Annotated in this window: 22 protein-coding genes; 10 read left to right on the top strand and 12 right to left on the bottom strand. The window is 66.7% G+C overall.

Going from position 1 to position 14,543, the window contains the following annotated elements; all coding sequences use genetic code 11:
• Positions 1-38: 38 nt before the first annotated feature.
• Positions 39-407: a winged helix-turn-helix domain-containing protein gene (locus MUN73_RS18395; RefSeq protein ID WP_250141969.1), complete on the top strand. Its 369-nt coding sequence runs from the start codon at positions 39-41 to the stop codon at positions 405-407.
• A 111-nt stretch (positions 408-518) separates the two neighbouring features.
• On the opposite strand, the gene MUN73_RS18390 is transcribed toward MUN73_RS18395, so the two are convergent.
• Complete coding sequence (locus MUN73_RS18390) at positions 519-998, bottom strand: redoxin domain-containing protein (RefSeq protein WP_250141968.1); 480 nt, start codon at positions 996-998, stop codon at positions 519-521.
• A 148-nt stretch (positions 999-1,146) separates the two neighbouring features.
• On the opposite strand from MUN73_RS18390, the gene MUN73_RS18385 reads away from it, so the two are divergent.
• Positions 1,147-1,383: a glutaredoxin family protein gene (locus tag MUN73_RS18385; RefSeq protein WP_250141967.1), complete on the top strand. Its 237-nt coding sequence runs from the start codon at positions 1,147-1,149 to the stop codon at positions 1,381-1,383.
• Between the two features lie 35 nt (positions 1,384-1,418).
• On the opposite strand, the gene MUN73_RS18380 is transcribed toward MUN73_RS18385, so the two are convergent.
• From MUN73_RS18380 to MUN73_RS18365, 4 genes are all read right to left on the bottom strand, one after another.
• Positions 1,419-1,826: a cupin domain-containing protein gene (locus MUN73_RS18380; RefSeq protein WP_250141966.1), complete on the bottom strand. Its 408-nt coding sequence runs from the start codon at positions 1,824-1,826 to the stop codon at positions 1,419-1,421.
• Between the two features lie 166 nt (positions 1,827-1,992).
• Complete coding sequence (locus MUN73_RS18375) at positions 1,993-2,226, bottom strand: Lrp/AsnC family transcriptional regulator (RefSeq protein ID WP_250141965.1); 234 nt, start codon at positions 2,224-2,226, stop codon at positions 1,993-1,995.
• Between the two features lie 99 nt (positions 2,227-2,325).
• Positions 2,326-3,093, bottom strand: a complete 768-nt coding sequence (locus MUN73_RS18370) for an NAD-dependent protein deacylase (RefSeq protein ID WP_250141964.1) — start codon at positions 3,091-3,093, stop codon at positions 2,326-2,328.
• Between the two features lie 54 nt (positions 3,094-3,147).
• Positions 3,148-3,687 (bottom strand): HIT family protein, encoded by a 540-nt coding sequence (locus tag MUN73_RS18365; RefSeq protein ID WP_250141963.1) that lies wholly within the window; start codon positions 3,685-3,687, stop codon positions 3,148-3,150.
• 380 nt (positions 3,688-4,067) lie between these two features.
• On the opposite strand from MUN73_RS18365, the gene MUN73_RS18360 reads away from it, so the two are divergent.
• Positions 4,068-4,268, top strand: coding sequence for a DUF7835 family putative zinc beta-ribbon protein (locus tag MUN73_RS18360; protein WP_250141962.1), 201 nt, complete (start codon positions 4,068-4,070; stop codon positions 4,266-4,268).
• Between the two features lie 95 nt (positions 4,269-4,363).
• On the opposite strand, the gene map is transcribed toward MUN73_RS18360, so the two are convergent.
• The 3 genes from map to MUN73_RS18350 all read right to left on the bottom strand — a co-directional run bounded on the left by map (position 4,364) and on the right by MUN73_RS18350 (position 6,686).
• Complete coding sequence (map, locus tag MUN73_RS18355; protein WP_250141961.1) at positions 4,364-5,260, bottom strand: type II methionyl aminopeptidase; 897 nt, start codon at positions 5,258-5,260, stop codon at positions 4,364-4,366.
• Positions 5,261-5,317: 57 nt separating this feature from the next.
• A complete protein-coding gene (locus tag MUN73_RS22635) occupies positions 5,318-5,443 on the bottom strand; it encodes a hypothetical protein (protein WP_265339306.1) in 126 nt (41 codons plus the stop codon).
• A gap of 295 nt (positions 5,444-5,738) precedes the next feature.
• Positions 5,739-6,686 (bottom strand): isoaspartyl peptidase/L-asparaginase, encoded by a 948-nt coding sequence (locus tag MUN73_RS18350; RefSeq protein WP_250141960.1) that lies wholly within the window; start codon positions 6,684-6,686, stop codon positions 5,739-5,741.
• Between the two features lie 116 nt (positions 6,687-6,802).
• Between MUN73_RS18350 and MUN73_RS18345 the strand changes: the two genes are divergently transcribed.
• The 5 genes from MUN73_RS18345 (at position 6,803) to MUN73_RS18325 (ending at position 10,336) form a co-directional block, all read left to right on the top strand.
• Positions 6,803-7,081 carry a hypothetical protein gene (locus MUN73_RS18345; protein ID WP_250141959.1) on the top strand — a complete coding sequence of 93 codons (279 nt, stop codon included), beginning with the start codon at positions 6,803-6,805 and terminating at the stop codon, positions 7,079-7,081.
• A 309-nt stretch (positions 7,082-7,390) separates the two neighbouring features.
• Positions 7,391-8,668, top strand: coding sequence for an isocitrate dehydrogenase (NADP(+)) (icd, locus tag MUN73_RS18340; RefSeq protein ID WP_250141958.1), 1,278 nt, complete (start codon positions 7,391-7,393; stop codon positions 8,666-8,668).
• Between the two features lie 164 nt (positions 8,669-8,832).
• Positions 8,833-9,351, top strand: coding sequence for a hypothetical protein (locus tag MUN73_RS18335; protein WP_250141957.1), 519 nt, complete (start codon positions 8,833-8,835; stop codon positions 9,349-9,351).
• A 36-nt stretch (positions 9,352-9,387) separates the two neighbouring features.
• Positions 9,388-9,819, top strand: coding sequence for a GNAT family N-acetyltransferase (locus MUN73_RS18330; RefSeq protein WP_250141956.1), 432 nt, complete (start codon positions 9,388-9,390; stop codon positions 9,817-9,819).
• Between the two features lie 121 nt (positions 9,820-9,940).
• Positions 9,941-10,336: an ArsR/SmtB family transcription factor gene (locus tag MUN73_RS18325; RefSeq protein WP_250141955.1), complete on the top strand. Its 396-nt coding sequence runs from the start codon at positions 9,941-9,943 to the stop codon at positions 10,334-10,336.
• Between the two features lie 136 nt (positions 10,337-10,472).
• On the opposite strand, the gene MUN73_RS18320 is transcribed toward MUN73_RS18325, so the two are convergent.
• The gene (locus tag MUN73_RS18320) at positions 10,473-10,826 is read right to left on the bottom strand and encodes a cupin domain-containing protein (RefSeq protein WP_250141954.1); all 354 of its coding nucleotides are present in this window, start codon (positions 10,824-10,826) and stop codon (positions 10,473-10,475) included.
• A gap of 58 nt (positions 10,827-10,884) precedes the next feature.
• Positions 10,885-11,709 (bottom strand): hypothetical protein, encoded by an 825-nt coding sequence (locus MUN73_RS18315; RefSeq protein ID WP_250141953.1) that lies wholly within the window; start codon positions 11,707-11,709, stop codon positions 10,885-10,887.
• An 86-nt stretch (positions 11,710-11,795) separates the two neighbouring features.
• On the opposite strand from MUN73_RS18315, the gene MUN73_RS18310 reads away from it, so the two are divergent.
• Positions 11,796-12,320, top strand: a complete 525-nt coding sequence (locus MUN73_RS18310) for a DUF5817 domain-containing protein (RefSeq protein ID WP_250141952.1) — start codon at positions 11,796-11,798, stop codon at positions 12,318-12,320.
• A gap of 82 nt (positions 12,321-12,402) precedes the next feature.
• Positions 12,403-12,759, top strand: coding sequence for a hypothetical protein (locus MUN73_RS18305; protein WP_250141951.1), 357 nt, complete (start codon positions 12,403-12,405; stop codon positions 12,757-12,759).
• An 11-nt stretch (positions 12,760-12,770) separates the two neighbouring features.
• On the opposite strand, the gene hmgA is transcribed toward MUN73_RS18305, so the two are convergent.
• The gene (hmgA, locus tag MUN73_RS18300; protein WP_250141950.1) at positions 12,771-13,997 is read right to left on the bottom strand and encodes a hydroxymethylglutaryl-CoA reductase (NADPH); all 1,227 of its coding nucleotides are present in this window, start codon (positions 13,995-13,997) and stop codon (positions 12,771-12,773) included.
• A gap of 192 nt (positions 13,998-14,189) precedes the next feature.
• The gene (locus MUN73_RS18295) at positions 14,190-14,384 is read right to left on the bottom strand and encodes a hypothetical protein (protein WP_250141949.1); all 195 of its coding nucleotides are present in this window, start codon (positions 14,382-14,384) and stop codon (positions 14,190-14,192) included.
• Positions 14,385-14,543: the final 159 nt, after the last annotated feature.

Raw genomic sequence — 14,543 nt, 5'->3', positions numbered from 1 at the left:
GGACGAGGTACTCCTTTGCGGACGTACAACGGGTATATATGAGCGAGACAGTCGACGACCAGCCGCGGTGTACGTACGCCGAGCGGGACGGTCCGATGGGGTGTAACCCGCAGGCGATAATCGAACTGCTCGCCACCGACGACTCGCGCGAGGTGTATCTGCAGGCTACGGAGCCGGTGACGGTTCCCGAAATCGCCGAGGAACTCGACCTGCCACAATCGACCGCCTACCGGAAAGTCGAGGAGTTACAGGAGGCCGGCTTGCTCCGCCAGCTCAACGAACGCTCCCAGGGCGGGTTGCCGGCACACTACATCCAGTCGATGGACGCCGTCTCGGTGACCTACGACGATCCCCTCCGGATCGAGTGCTCCCGCAGCGGGACGACCCTCTGGTGTGAACCCGAGTAAAGGCTGTTCGTAACGAAACGCGTTCGCGGCTCCGACTCCGATCGCCGATCGCTCCCCGTTTCGTACGTGAGTACGCCGTTCTTCAGCGCCTACGCGAGACGCAGCCGTCGATCAGAGGGCCTCGACAGCGGCTTCGATATCCGATCGCGGGAGCGGCGAGATCCAGTCGTCCGCGACGAACGCGTACTGCACCTCCCGATCGGAATCGACGACGAACGCCGATCGCCACGGCGTCGAGACGGTCGCCATGTGATCGCGATCGGCGAGGAGGTCGAGCGACTCGCTCACCGCGCCGTTCACGTCCGCGAAGAACCGGAAGTCGGGCCGGTCCAGCCAGCGCAGGAACTCGTTCTGGGCGTAGGGGCCGTCGCGGCTCACGCCGAGAACCGAAACGCCATCGAACTCCTCCCAGCCGGCCCGGACGAACCGTTTCCACCAGTTCTGGGCGATCGCGCTGAACGCGAAGCCGGTGCAGACGACGACGCCACCCCGATCGCCGAGCGCCGCGGAGAGGGCCGTCGATCGGAACGTCTCGCCGTCGCACAGCGGTGCCTCGAAGTCGGGAAGCCGCTCCCCTGCTGTCGGTGGCATACGCGGGACTCTCGCCCGGGGACCAAAAACGTCCGGCCACCGGAACCGCCCTACCCACGCTTCCACCGACCGGAACCGCCCTACCCACGCTTCCACCGACCGGAACTGCCCACCCACGCTTTTGCCGGTCGGGTGCGAACGACGGGGCATGGTCACCCTGTACCGCCTCGAAGGCTGTCCGTACTGCGAGGTCGTCGTCGATCGGCTCGAGGAACTCGGCGTCGACTACGAGAGCGTCTGGGTCGAGGGACTCCACTCGAAACGGAACGAGGTCAGGCGGCTCTCCGGTCAGCGGCAGGTCCCAGTCGTCGTCGACGACGACTACGGCGTGACGATGGCCGAATCGGAACGGATCCTGGACTATCTCGACGCGACGTACGCCTGAGACGTACATCGGCTACGATCGGTCGGTGTCGGGCGCTACTCGCCGTCGCCGAGGCTGTGCGGATCGAGGCCCGCGTCCTCGACGGCCGGCGCGCCGATCGCGAGGACGACCCCCTCCTCGTCGCCGACGTTGCGGTGGCCGTGGCCGATCTCCGGCCGGGCCATCCAGACCGTGCCCGGCCCGGCCTCGACGTACTCTTCCTCGCCCGAGCGGCCGAGTTTGACCGAGAACTCCCCCTGGAGGACGAAGTACAGTTCCTCCTGTTCGGCGTGGGCGTGATACTGGATCTCCTCGCCGGGGTCGAAGTACCAGAGCTTGAGCTGGACGTTCTCGGTCGGCAGTACCTCGTCGAGCGCCCGAATCTGCAGGTCCGGAGGTACCTCGTCGATCTCCGAGAGGTCGGTCATCGGGACGTCCTCCGTATGGACGACTTCGTACTCCATGTCGATCGGGAACACGACCCATTCGCTCAAAAGCGTACGGGCAGGCGGACCGTTTTGCTGGCTTACGAATCGGTGACGCCGCCGATCGAGCCCACGGCCGGACCGGGCGCTGGATCGGCCTGGAGAGGCGAGACGAGGACATTGCCCCCGCGACGCCGCCCGTCGGTCAGGGCTCGAAGGCGACGTTGGTTACCGTATCCACGACGCCCGCGACGCCGTGGATTTCGTCCGCGACGACGCGGGGCAGGTCGTCGGAATCGTCGAGATCGAGTTGGGCGATGACGTCGTATTCCCCGGTAACGACGTGGACGGTGCTGACCGCGTCGAGATCACCGATCTCGTTCGCGGCGTCTGTGACGGCACCCGGATCGACCAGGATGTTGACGTATGCGTCGGTCATGTGTACCACCCTTGCTACGTTGTGACGTGCCACGATAACACTCATCAAGGTTTCCACCGTCCGCTGGATCGAACTGTTCGATCCCGCGGGTTCGGCCCCTCACTCCGCGTCGCCGACGATCGCGTCCCTGAGCCGCGGCACGACGTCGGTCACGTCCGCCCGGAAGTCGTGGGCCGCGCGATCGGTGAGCGGCGTTTCGTCGAGGTTCACGATCACGAGCGTCGCGCCGCGATCGGCGGCCGTCCGCGGCAGCGACGCGGCCGGTTCGACGGTCAGCGAGGACCCGATCGCCAGGAAGACGTCGGCCGACCGAGCGGCGGCCTGCGATCGCATGAGCGCGCGTTCGGGGAGCCGTTCGCCGAAGAGGACGGTGTCCGGTTTGAGGGTTCCATCGCACTCGTCGCAGGTCGGCGGCACGTCGCCGTCACGGGCCCGTTCGAGGATCGGTTCGACGTCGTAGCGCTCCCGACACGACTGGCAGACCGTGTTGGCCGCGGTCCCGTGGAGGCGAACGACTGAATCCGAACCCGCTTCGGCGTGGAGGCCGTCGATGTTCTGCGTGACGAGCGTGTCGAGGTGGCCCGCGGCCTCGAGGTCGGAGAGCGCGTCGTGGGCGGCGTTCGGGGCGACGTCGCCGTCAAAGAACTCGTCGTACAGGTCGAGGTGCTGGTCCCAGTAGCCGGCCGGATCCGCCCGGAACCGATCGACGTGAAAGTCAGCCGGGTCGTACTGCTGCCAGAGGCCGTCCTCTCCCCGAAAGTCGGGGATGCCCGACGCGGTGGAGACGCCCGCACCGGTCAGGGCGACGATCTCGTCGGCGTCGCGAATCGTCCGTGCAGCGGACGCGAGGGCCTCGTCGGTTGTCACGGATAGGCGTAGTGCGGGAGCGACCAAAATTCCCACCGCTCGGCGACACGTACGCTACTCGACGACGACCGCGGCGTCCTCGCCGGGAACCCTCGTCTCCGCCTGGTCGGCGAACGCCTCGTGGACCCGATCGTAGGTGTCCGCGAGCGCCTCGACGATCACGGACGTGTCGCTGAGGACGGGCATGAAGTTCGTGTCGCCCTGCCAGCGCGGAACGATGTGCGTGTGGAGGTGGTCCCCGATCGAGCCACCGGCCCCCTCGCCCAGGTTGAGGCCGGCGTTGAAGCCGTCCGGATCGAGCGCCGTCTCGAGCGCGTCGAACGTCCGCTGTTTCAGGCGGGCGTGATCGAGCAGGTGCTCGTCGTCGAGGTCCCGGTAGTCGCCGGTGTGTGCGTGGGGAATCACCATCGCGTGGCCCGGGTTGTACGGGTAGTTGTTCAGCATGACGAACGCGTGGTCGCTCCGCGCGACGATCAGGTTGTCCAGATCGGCGTCAAGCGCCGGGAGTTCACAGAAGACGCACGCCTCGATATCGGGGTTCTTGTCCTCGCGTTCGATCCACTCGATCCGCCACGGTGCGAACACCTGGTCCATACTCGCGGGTATTCCCACTGCGATAAGTCGTCTTCGCCACTGGTTCGACGGACCGGACTCGCCGGCGACTGGAGTGGCGGACGCCCAGGAAGGCCCTCGCGTATCGTACGATACGGACCCCTGTCCAGACGAGACGGCCCATGCGGTCGGCCGAGACGACACATGCGATCGGACGACACGCTAGAAGCCGATAATGAAAAGTAACCATACTGTCACCATTATCGACCGATCGTTGAATACGCCTCAAGAGACGTCACTAAACAGTAATGAACGCTCTCAGATCGTTTTATACGGATGGTAATACCGTCTTGCGATTTTCTAAACTCACGTTTCGAAATGAAGCAGGGGTTTAAGAGGACACTATTCTTACGGATCCAGTAATGGCAACGACAGACAACTCATTCAACGGGATGACCGAACGCTGTGACGACTGCGAGCTGGAAACCCTCCACGAGGTGTCCGTCCAGATCCGGACCGAGAGCCTCAAAAACGAGAACGCCGAATTCTCCCGCGAGCCCTACCGCGTGGCCGAGTGCCAGCGGTGTGGGAACCGGACCAGTCAGCGGATGAACAACGCCTGATCGCGTACCCGTCGATCCGGTAGCGAACCGATCCCGATCGGCCCCTCCCGGGGTGCGATCGCGGACGAACCGACGTTCGGTCCCCGTTCTCCTCCCTACCTCGTCGTCACTTCACAGCCGTCCTCGGTGACGATGAGCGTGTGTTCCTTCTGGCTGACGAGGTAGCCGTCGTCCTCCTTGAGCACCGGGTAGCCGTGGACGATGTCGTTGCGCTTGAGTCGGCGAAGCGCCATCTCGGCCCGACCGGTCTCGAGCCAGCGCGTCGCGAAGGGAAGCGTGCGGAACTCCTCGGTGATCTGGTCGAGCGCGTCGCGAGCCTGCCGGTTCCGAACGCTCCCCTCGCGCTCGAGGGCGAAGATTTCCTCGCTCGCGCCCTCGGTGACCTTCCCGCCGCCGTCGGTCGCGAACGGTTCGATGGCGACGACGTCGCCGACCTCCAGCGTGGTCCCCTGCGAGACCGCACGATTGGGGATGTTCGGGCTGGTGTGTTGCTCCCAGTGGCCCAGCCCGTGACCGGTGAGGTTGACGACCGGGTTGAAGCCGTAGCCGTCGATGACGTCCTCGATCTCCGCGCCAATCTCGCCGGTCTCGACGCCCGGTTCGACGACCTCGAGCGCCGCTGCGAGGGCCTCTTCGGAGGCCTCGGCGAGTTCCGGGTTCCCCGAGAGGTCGACCGTGATCGCCGTGTCGGCGAGCCAGCCGTCGACGTGAACGCCGATGTCGAGGTTGATCATCTCCTCGCCGAAGGTCGACTCGTCGTCGATCGACGGCGTGGCGTGGGCCGCCTCCTCGTCGATCGAGATGTTCACCGGAAACGCCGGCTTCCCGCCGAGTTCGCGGATCCGGTCTTCTGCGTACTCGGCGACCTCGAGGTGGCTCGCGCCGACCTCGACGCGATCGGCCGCTTCCTCGCGCACCTGCGCGAGAATCTCGCCGGCTTCACGGTGCTTCTCGTACTGCTCGGACTCCAGGTCCACGTCGGATTCGGCCATGCGACGGGGTTGTATCGGTCGACAAAAAGAGGTTCCGCCTCCGGCCGACGCGTGCAGTCAGCGGTCGGCCCGCCGATCGTCGACCCAGTCGCAGTCGGAACAGGCGGCGAGGCCCTGGACGTTCGAGAGCGTCGCCGCGCAGTCCGGACACCGTCGTGCCGCGTGATGCGGGGGTTCGAGCATCAGTTCTCGTGATGGTCACGACGATAATAAAACTATGTGACGACGATCGTCGAACTGACTGGAACGAGAGCCGCCCCGGTAAACCCGCCGCCGACCGTTTCTTCCGGAAACGACTCGTAACGGGACCGAATTCCGTGAAACAGTCGTGTCCGATTATCCCCGTCGAACGCCTCGGGTCCGAGTGGCGTGAGAGACGCCACAGCCCTCGTTCGATCCGTTTCCGGGCCGTCCACGCGAGGGGATCCCTCGAGACCGACGGCACTGTACCCGGCGGGTGACACCGGTCTCGAGGGCCTTACCCCGAGAACGACGTCGCGCGAGCGGTCTGCATCGCGGCACTGTTGTACGCCGAGCCGAGGGTTCCACGCGCGTCGATAACGATCACCCCGGCCGTCGAGCCAGTTAGTTCCGCGAACTCCTCGATCGCGAGTTCCGCTGCCGCGGACGCGTCACGTCCCCGTTCGACGTGCCGAGCGACGCGTCGCGAGAGCGTGACGCGGGCGATGTCCTCGCCGGCACCCGTCGCGCTGACCGCGGCGGCGGGCGAACAGTAGAAGCCAGCCCCGACCTGGGGCACGTCACCGACCCGGCCCGCGAGCGCGAGCCAGCGCCCGCCCGTCGACGTCGCCGCGGCGAGCGACTCCCCGTCGAACGCGACCGCCCCGACCGTGTCGTGGTCGTGCTCGTCGATCGGGCCTGCTCTGCGATCGTCGGCCTCCTGTCCGCGCTCGTCCGTCCGTTCGTCTCGCCCGTCGGGATCCGATCGGCCGTACCGGTCGCGGATCCACGCCAGTTCCTCGCGGGTACTCCCGGTCGGCGGGTCGAGTTCCGCCCACTGCTCGCGCGTCCGATCGCTCCAGCAGTCGACCCCCGTCTCGACGCCGAACGCCTCGGCCAGCGAGACGGCGTGGCCGCCCGAGACGAAGCCGTGTGGCGTCTCTTCCATCACGATTCGGGCGACGCTGACAGCGTGCTCGACGTCCGGCATCGAACACGCCGCCCCGACCGATCGGTCGTCGGTCATGAGCCCCGCGTCGGTCCTGATCCGGCCGTCGCTCTGGACCGCGCTCCCGACGCCGGCGTTGAACCGCGGCGAGGACTCGAGCCGATTGACGGCCGTCTCGACCGCGTCGACGGGCGACGGGGCCGCCGCACCGTCTTCGGCCGCGGCTTCGAGGATCTCCCGCCGCGAATCGGGGTCGTCGGGGTCGCTCCCTGCACCACCGTGGACGAGTACCTGCATGCGCGTTCTCTCTCGCGCGGCGAGCCTTGTGACTTTCTACCCCGGGTCCGTGCCGGGCCTGCCGTCGCAACCGAACCACCGGGACTTACGATGGGGGCCCGAGTACCGCGACGACGATGACGACGGCCCTCCTGCTCGTCGCGTTCTGTGCCACGATGGCGGCGATCGCAATCGCTCGGCTGGCCCTCCGCGACGAACGGGATCCCGTCGACGTCGGGGTCGCCCTGATCGTCGTCGGTAGCACGTCGCTCGCACTCCTGTGGGCGGCCCTCACGGAATCCTGGCTGCTGACGATCGGCCGATTCGCGCTCGCAGGCGTCGGCAGCGTCCTCGTCGTCGCGGGCGTGGTACTGCTGTTTCGCTATCTGGACCGGTCGCCGGAGTACTCGTCCTGACCGACCGCCGGAGTGGCCGTCCCGATCGGCGTCCGAAGCCCGTCCCTTCGGCCGGGTGGGAACCCGCACGTCGATCAGTCCAAGAATGGTAATTAGACTGATGAGAGCGGCAGTTTTCGCCAGTAACAGACCCGCTATATGACGATCGTTTATATACAATCCGCAGAACGAGTTCGGCACACACAGCCACTCACCCGCACCGATTCGTCCTCAGCGGCCGAATATCGCCGATACGTTTGCGAACAACTTTTGCCGCCGTCGATGGAAATGGTAGACCTTTTACCCCCATCGGGGCACCGTACAGACGAGATGAGCTACGACAAGATCGAGGTCCCCGAGGACGGGGAAAAGATCACGCTGAAAGAGGGTGCCGAGGACGAGATCGAGGTGCCCGACAACCCGATCATCCCGATCATCCACGGCGACGGGATCGGCAAGGACGTCGGTCCTGCCGCACAGGAGGTCCTCGAGGCCGCCGCGGAGGCGACCGGCCGCGAAATCAACTGGATGCGCGTCTACGCCGGCGAGAGCGCGCGCGAGATCTACGGCGAGGACGTCAACCTGCCCGACGAGACCGTCGAGGCGATCGAGGAACACCGCGTCGCGATCAAGGGCCCGCTGACGACGCCGGTCGGCGCCGGCTTCCGATCGCTGAACGTCGCGCTCCGCCAGACGCTCGACCTCTACGCGAACGTCCGACCGACCTACTACCTCGACGGCGTCCCGTCGCCGATGAAGGCGCCCGAGGAGATGGACATGGTGACGTTCCGGGAGAACACCGAGGACGTCTACGCCGGCATCGAGTGGGAAGCCGGCACCGACGAAGTCGAACAGGTTCGCGACTTCGTCGAGCAGGACATGGGCTTCGATTCGACCATCCACGAGGGCCCCGTCGGCATCGGCATCAAGCCGATCACCGAGAAGGGGTCGAAGCGTCTCGTCCGCGAGGCGATCGATTACGCCCTCGAGCACGATCGCGACAAGGTCACGCTCGTCCACAAGGGGAACATCATGAAGTTCACCGAGGGGCAGTTCTCCGAGTGGGGCATGGAGGTCGCCGACGAGGAGTACCCCGACGACGAGGTCTTCGCCGCCCCCGACTCCCTGTGGGAAGAGCAGGACGACATCGACATCCCCGAGGGCGCCGTCATGGTCGAGGAGCGCCTCGCCGACGCGATGCTCCAGTGGATGCAACTCCGCACCGACGAGTTCGACGTGCTCGCGATGCCCAACCTCAACGGTGACTACCTCTCCGACGCCGCCGGTGCCCAGATCGGCGGTCTCGGCATCGCGCCGGGCGGCAACTTCGGCAAGGGTCGCATGCTCGCCGAGCCAGTCCACGGCTCCGCGCCCAAGCGCGCCGGCCAGGACATGGCCAACCCGACCGCGATGATCCTCTCGGGCCGTCTCATGTTCGATTACCTCGGCTGGGACGACGCTGCCGACCTCATCCGCGACGCCGTCGAGGAGACCATCTCCTCGGGCAACGTCACCTACGACCTCGAACGCCAGCTCGAGGACGCCGAGAAACTCGCCACCAGCGAGTACACTGCGGAAGTCGTCAGCAATATCGAAAAACTCTCGTAGAGAGTTTTTCGGGCAGTCAGAACGCGATGCGTTCTGACGCTCTCGAAAAGCTGTCGTAGACAGCCACTGGCGGCAAACGCATCGCCTGTCTCGTTTTTTGCGCTCTCTGCATCACTGCGATCGAAACCGGCACCGTTTCGGCCGGGCAGTCCAGTCTCTCACGCATGGAGTCCACACTCGACCTCGATCCGCAGTCCCTGCAGGATCGCGACGACGTCGCCGTCCAGACCGAAACGCGAACCGTGACGCGATCGGAGTTCGAGACGGCCCGCGGTCTCGAGAGCCACGTGACCGTCGGGCTCACGAACGACGCTGGCGATGTCCTCGTCGTGAGCGACGGCCCTCGCGGATGGACGCTTCCCGCTGTCCCCGTCGACACCGACACTGACTGGGCCGAGGCCGCCCGTCGCGTGGCCGGCGCGCTGACCGGGGTAGACGCGACCCTCGACGATCCAGTTCGCCTTCGCCGCGTCGCGTTCGAACTCGAAGACGACGATCGAACAGTGACGACGACCGACGTGCTCGTCCGGGCCACGGTCGCCGGCCGACCGATCGCGGACGAACCGACCCTCGACGGCGAGGACGTGGCGGGCCTCCTCTGGGCCGATCGGATTCCCGAAGACGGAGCGGCCGGCGTCGCGGCTGACGTGCGAGCGCTCCGCGATCGGTCGGCGGCGCGATAGTAACGCTCTCGGCACGCCGTCGCCTACACCCGCCCGATGGCCGAGGTACGCGAAGTCGATTCGGACGCACAGCGGGCGGACGCCTTCGACGTCCGGCAGACGGTGTTCGTCGAGGAACAGGGCGTCGACGAGGCGATCGAGTACGACGAGCACGAGGACGAGGCCGTCCACTTCGTCGCCTACGACGACGGCCAGCCGATCGGGGCCGCCCGACTCCGCGAGCCGAACCCGGGACTCGGCAAGGTCGAACGCGTCGCCGTCCTCGAGTCGCGACGGGAGGAGGGGATCGGTCGGGAGCTGATGGCCGCCGTCGAGGACGCGGCGCGCGACCGGGACCTGACCGAACTCAAACTGCACTCCCAGACCCGGGCCGCCGCGTTCTACCGTCGACTCGGCTACGAACGCCGCGGCGAGGAGTTCGAGGAGGCGGGGATTCCCCACGTCGAGATGCGAAAGTCCCTCGAGTGAGCTTCGGTCGCCAAGCCGTCAGCGGTCCGCGCGGAACTGCGACTCGCTCGTATTAATCGGGACGATTTCAGCGATCGCTGAGTCGGACAACGGCTATCAGTCGGCGTCACGATACGCCGCCATGGGTGAACCAGAGCACCCGAGGAGACGAGACGGAACTTCCTGTCCGCCCGAACACAGCGTCCTGTCACTCGAGGAGTACCTCGCGATGCAGCGATCGATCGGGAACGAGACGCGGTTTCGCGTCCTGAACGCGCTGGTCGAAGCGGGACCGCAAAGCGCCAGCGAACTGCGTGACCGACTCGGCGTCGAGTCGAACGTCCTCCACTACCACCTCGACGAACTCGTCGACGTCGGACTCGTCGAAAATCGAAAACGGAAGGAACCCGACGCCGACGGCCTCTACTCGTACTATCGGGCGACGTCGCTCGGTGAGGGGGTTCTCGAGCACGGCGTCCGCGAACTGATGCGCCGGGAGTGGGACGCGCTCGAGGAGTACAGCGACAGTAGCCACTGAACCTAGTTACACATCGATCGCACGACGGCCGTACGATCGACGTGTGAGCGGTTTCATACGGATTGCTGTACCGATGTACCGGCGCAACCGCCGCCCGGATCGCGGTTGCGCCGGAAATGACGTACAGTAAACCGTATCAGCGGCTACTCTCCTGCCAGCTCGGGTTCTCGCGCGGCGGGCTGAAGATGTCGACGCCGCGGACCGTCTCGTCGCCCCTATTCTCGGCCGCGTGGGGTTGCTCGCCCGGGATCGCGTAGGAGTCGCCGGGCTCGCAGACGATCTCCTCGCCGTCCGACAGGAAGACCAGTTCGCCCTCGTAGATGAACCCCGTCTGCTCGTGGGGGTGGCTGTGTTCCTCGACGGCCGCACCGGGTTCGATCTCGAAGTGCTGGACGTTCATCGAGTCGGTGCCGGCCATCAGTGCCAGGTGGACGCCGTCGGCGGCTTCCGACGGATCTAGGTCGGCAAGTGGTACGCGTTCGAATCCCATACCCGAGGCCTCGACGAGCGCAGGCAAAGGGACATCGATCGCGGTGAGCGTAGCCGGATCACCGGCCGGACCCGTCTTCGAGGATCCACCGCTTGATCAGCCGCTGTAGCTCGCCGTATCGGCCGGTGTGGGTCTCAACAACGTCGCCGCTCTCCCGTCGGACAACCGTGCATCCGGTTTCCGGTCCGTCGGGTGCGTCAGACGTCGAGATGCGGAGGAACGTTTCACCATCCGGCGAGACGTAGTACTCGGTCGCGCCGTCGGACGTGACGCTGTATTTCCAGCCGCGAACGAGATCGTCTTCAGGGCGTGGCCTGGCGTCTCCGTCGCGTTGCGATTCCCGATTCCGGTTCCGATCGTCGCCCCGCGTCCGCGATCCGGACCCGTCGTCGGGACCGAGGACCCACCGTTTTCCCGCCGCAAGATCCTCCTGTCGCAAGGCGTGAAACGCGACCTCGAGTGAGCGAACGTTCGGTTTCGAAACGTCGTACCCGTCCGTGGATGCGAGTGCATCGAGCCGATCGCGAGCGGTCTCGAGCGTGCGACGGAGACCGCGCTCGTAGGAGTTTCGGCTCCGCCGATCGGCCGGCGGTGGCGCACAGGAAAGCAGGTCCGTCGCGTCGGTAAGCGCCTCGAGATCGGCAGGCGCTGGATCGGACCGGAGGACGGTGTAGACGACCGTGCCGTCGGGGACGGAATCCAGTCGGGCGATCTCGCGGGCCTTGACCCCCGCCCAGTACCGCTCGCCGCCGGTGTCGGCGGCAATCCGTTCGAAGGCGGCGTCGATCGCATCGTCGCTCGCCTCTCGATCGATCCCAAGCATCGTCCTGGCGTGATTGACACCGGTGATGTCGTCCGGCGTTTCGATCTCGTCTTCACCCATACACGCACCCTGGGCCGGCCGGGTCAGAAACGTTACTCTCGCATCACTCCGAGCCCTTAAACAGGATCGCGTCACCAGGTAGTATCATGTACGCCGTCGTCGGCTGTAGCGAGTGCTCGCACCTCTGGCTCATCGAGGGCCGATCAGAGACGACGCAGTGTCCCCGCTGCGGTTCGCGGAAGGACTACGAGAAGCGCAAGAAGTTCGTCGAGACCGACGACGCCGACGAGGCCCGCGAGGTCCGTGCCTCGATGCTGGCGAACCGGCAGGGCGAAGGCGAGACGTTCGCCGAACTGGATTCCTTCGCGGCCCTCGAGGGCGACGTCGCGGACGGCGTCGTCGACGACGACGAGTACCTCGCGAAATCGGGTCTCGACGTCGACGAGGTCGCGGACGCGGGCGAGCGGGACCCGCGCGGGCCGACCCGAAGCGGCAGCAAGAAGGAAATCGTCGAGGCGGCGCTCTCGGACCTCGATCGGCCGAGCGAGGACGAGATCGTCGACTACGCGGGCGATCGCGGCGTCTCGGCCGAGTACGTCAGGAAGGCCCTCGAGAAACTCGTGAGACGCGGCGAGGTGAGCGAGAGCCGCGGCCGATACCGTCGCCTGTAGTCCCCGTCTCGGGGTCGAAGGCCTGTCGGTCCCGGACCGATCGAACGGCAGGGCTTTGGCTCGGCGCAGAACAGGGTCAGCCATGGACGAAACGGTCGACGTGCAGGAAGTGACGATCGGCGTCGGGACGGTCGCCGCCGTCGCCGCCCTCGCCTACGGTACGCTCGTCAGCCGAACGCTACTCGGGGTCGAGACGACGGCGCTGGCGACGGGAATCGTCGCGCTGACCGCCCTCGCGATCGCCGTCCTCCACGGCGCCTACGGTCGGCGGGATCTCGCCGGTGCGTATGCCCTCGCAGGTACCGGACTCCTCCTCGTCACGATCGCCGCCAGCGGCCAGCAGGTCGCCGGCGGCTTGCTCCTGCTCGTCGCCGGCGGGTCGTACGTCGCGGTCGTGACGGTTCGTGCCCGCCGCGAGGGACGCGATGCGCCGAGCTAGCAGTACGACGACTACCGGCCGAGATCCTCGTGGGCGCTCGCGAGGTGGTTCGAGGCCAGCGCGGCGAGCAGGGAGAGTTCGCCGGCGAGCGCGCCGACGGCGATGATCTCGGCCAGTGCGTCGGCGTTCGATCCAGCCGGATCGCCGCCACCGCGAAGACCCAGCACCTCGAGCGCCTCCGACTGCGTCGGGAGTTTCGTCCCGCCGCCGACGGTGCCGACCTCGAGCGAGGCGAGCGAGACGCTCGCGTAGAGATCGTCGGTTCCGTCTTCTCCCTCCCGGGTGTCCATCGTCGTGATCGCGTTCGCGCCCTCGACGACCTGGGCCTCGTCCTGGCCGGTCGCGAGGAAGGCCGCGCCGACGACGTTCGCCGCGTGCGCGTTGAACCCTAAACTTCCGGCCTTAGCGCTCCCGATCAGGTTCTTGCGGGTGTTGGCCTCGACGATCGCCTCGGGCGTGGTGTGGAGTCGGTCCGCGACGACCTCGCCGGGGATCACGACGTCCGCCGTCACGGAGCGGCCCCGACCCTCGACGGCGTTGATCGCGGCGGGTTTTTTGTCCGAACAGAGGTTGCCCGAGACGGCGACGAGCGAGGCGGGGGTCTCGCGCTCGACGACCTCGCAGGCCGCCTCGGTCGCGATCGTGGCCATGTTCATCCCCATCGCGTCCTTGGTGTCGTAGGCGAAGCGCAGGTAGACGGAGTCGCCGACGACGTAGGGTTCGACGCCGAGCAGTTCGCCATGGTTCGTGGTGGACTCCGCGGCCTCCCTGAGCGCTCCGGTGTTGTCGTCGACCCACTCGACGGTTTCGGCGGCCTCGGCCACGCCGTCGACCCGGAACACCGGGGCGCGGGTCATACCGTTCTTCGTGACGCGAGCGTCCGCACCCCCGGCCGAGCGGATCACCGAGAGGCCGCGGTTGACCGACGCGAGCAACGCGCCCTCGGTGGTCGCGAGCGGCAGGTAGTGCTCGCCGTCGGCAGCGCCGCCGTCGACCTGGACGGGCCCGACGACGCCCATCGGCACCTGGGCCGCGCCGATCATGTTCTCGATGGCCGACTCCGCGACCTCGGCGGGGAAGCCGTAGTCGCCGATCGCGTCGAGATCGGTGCCGGTCTCCTGTTCGACGAACAGCCGTCGAGCCTCGGCTGCGACGTCTGCGTCGGCGTGCGCCTCGAGTTCGTGGATCCGGAGGTCGCCCTCGCGAACGCGATCGGCGAGGTCCTGCGGGTCTGTCATGGGTTGGCCAAGACGGTCACGGGTCCTAACAGTTGCTGATCCGTCCCGGGACGGCGGCGATCGGAATCGAGGCGTGCCTCGACCGCTCGCGACGCCCGGGTGCCGGCGAAGACCTCGTACCGGACGGCTACCGGAGACGCGATCCGGCGATGGTGGGGATCGCCGGCCGCTTGCGCGACGATACCTGAACGATCACTCGGCATCCGATATCGGTGTCGAATCGGAGTCGTCGGCGTCGTCGAGAACGGTGAACGCGGTCGAGCCACAACTGCACCCCTCCTGTCCGATCAGTTTGACCGATCCGTCGGGCCACTGCCGCGCGGCGTAGACGGAGCCACACTCGTCACAGGACGCGAGAACTCTGGTCACGTCGTCTCTGCTCGCCATTGCCGGATGGCCAATGGTATGTCATCACCCATCATGAATCTACCAGTTCTGGGGCCGCCGTGACGGTCATCACGTCCGAACCGTCCCCGACACGGGCACGAACCGGGAGTCTGACCGTCCGGTCAGGTGGAGCACGCGGATCGAACCCAACTGTTTTGC

The organism is Halosolutus amylolyticus (assembly GCF_023566055.1).
In the GTDB taxonomy this organism is placed as follows: domain Archaea; phylum Halobacteriota; class Halobacteria; order Halobacteriales; family Natrialbaceae; genus Halosolutus; species Halosolutus amylolyticus.
The sequence above is the reverse complement of the archived record's forward strand: the minus strand, read 5'-3'. Positions and strand labels throughout refer to the sequence as shown.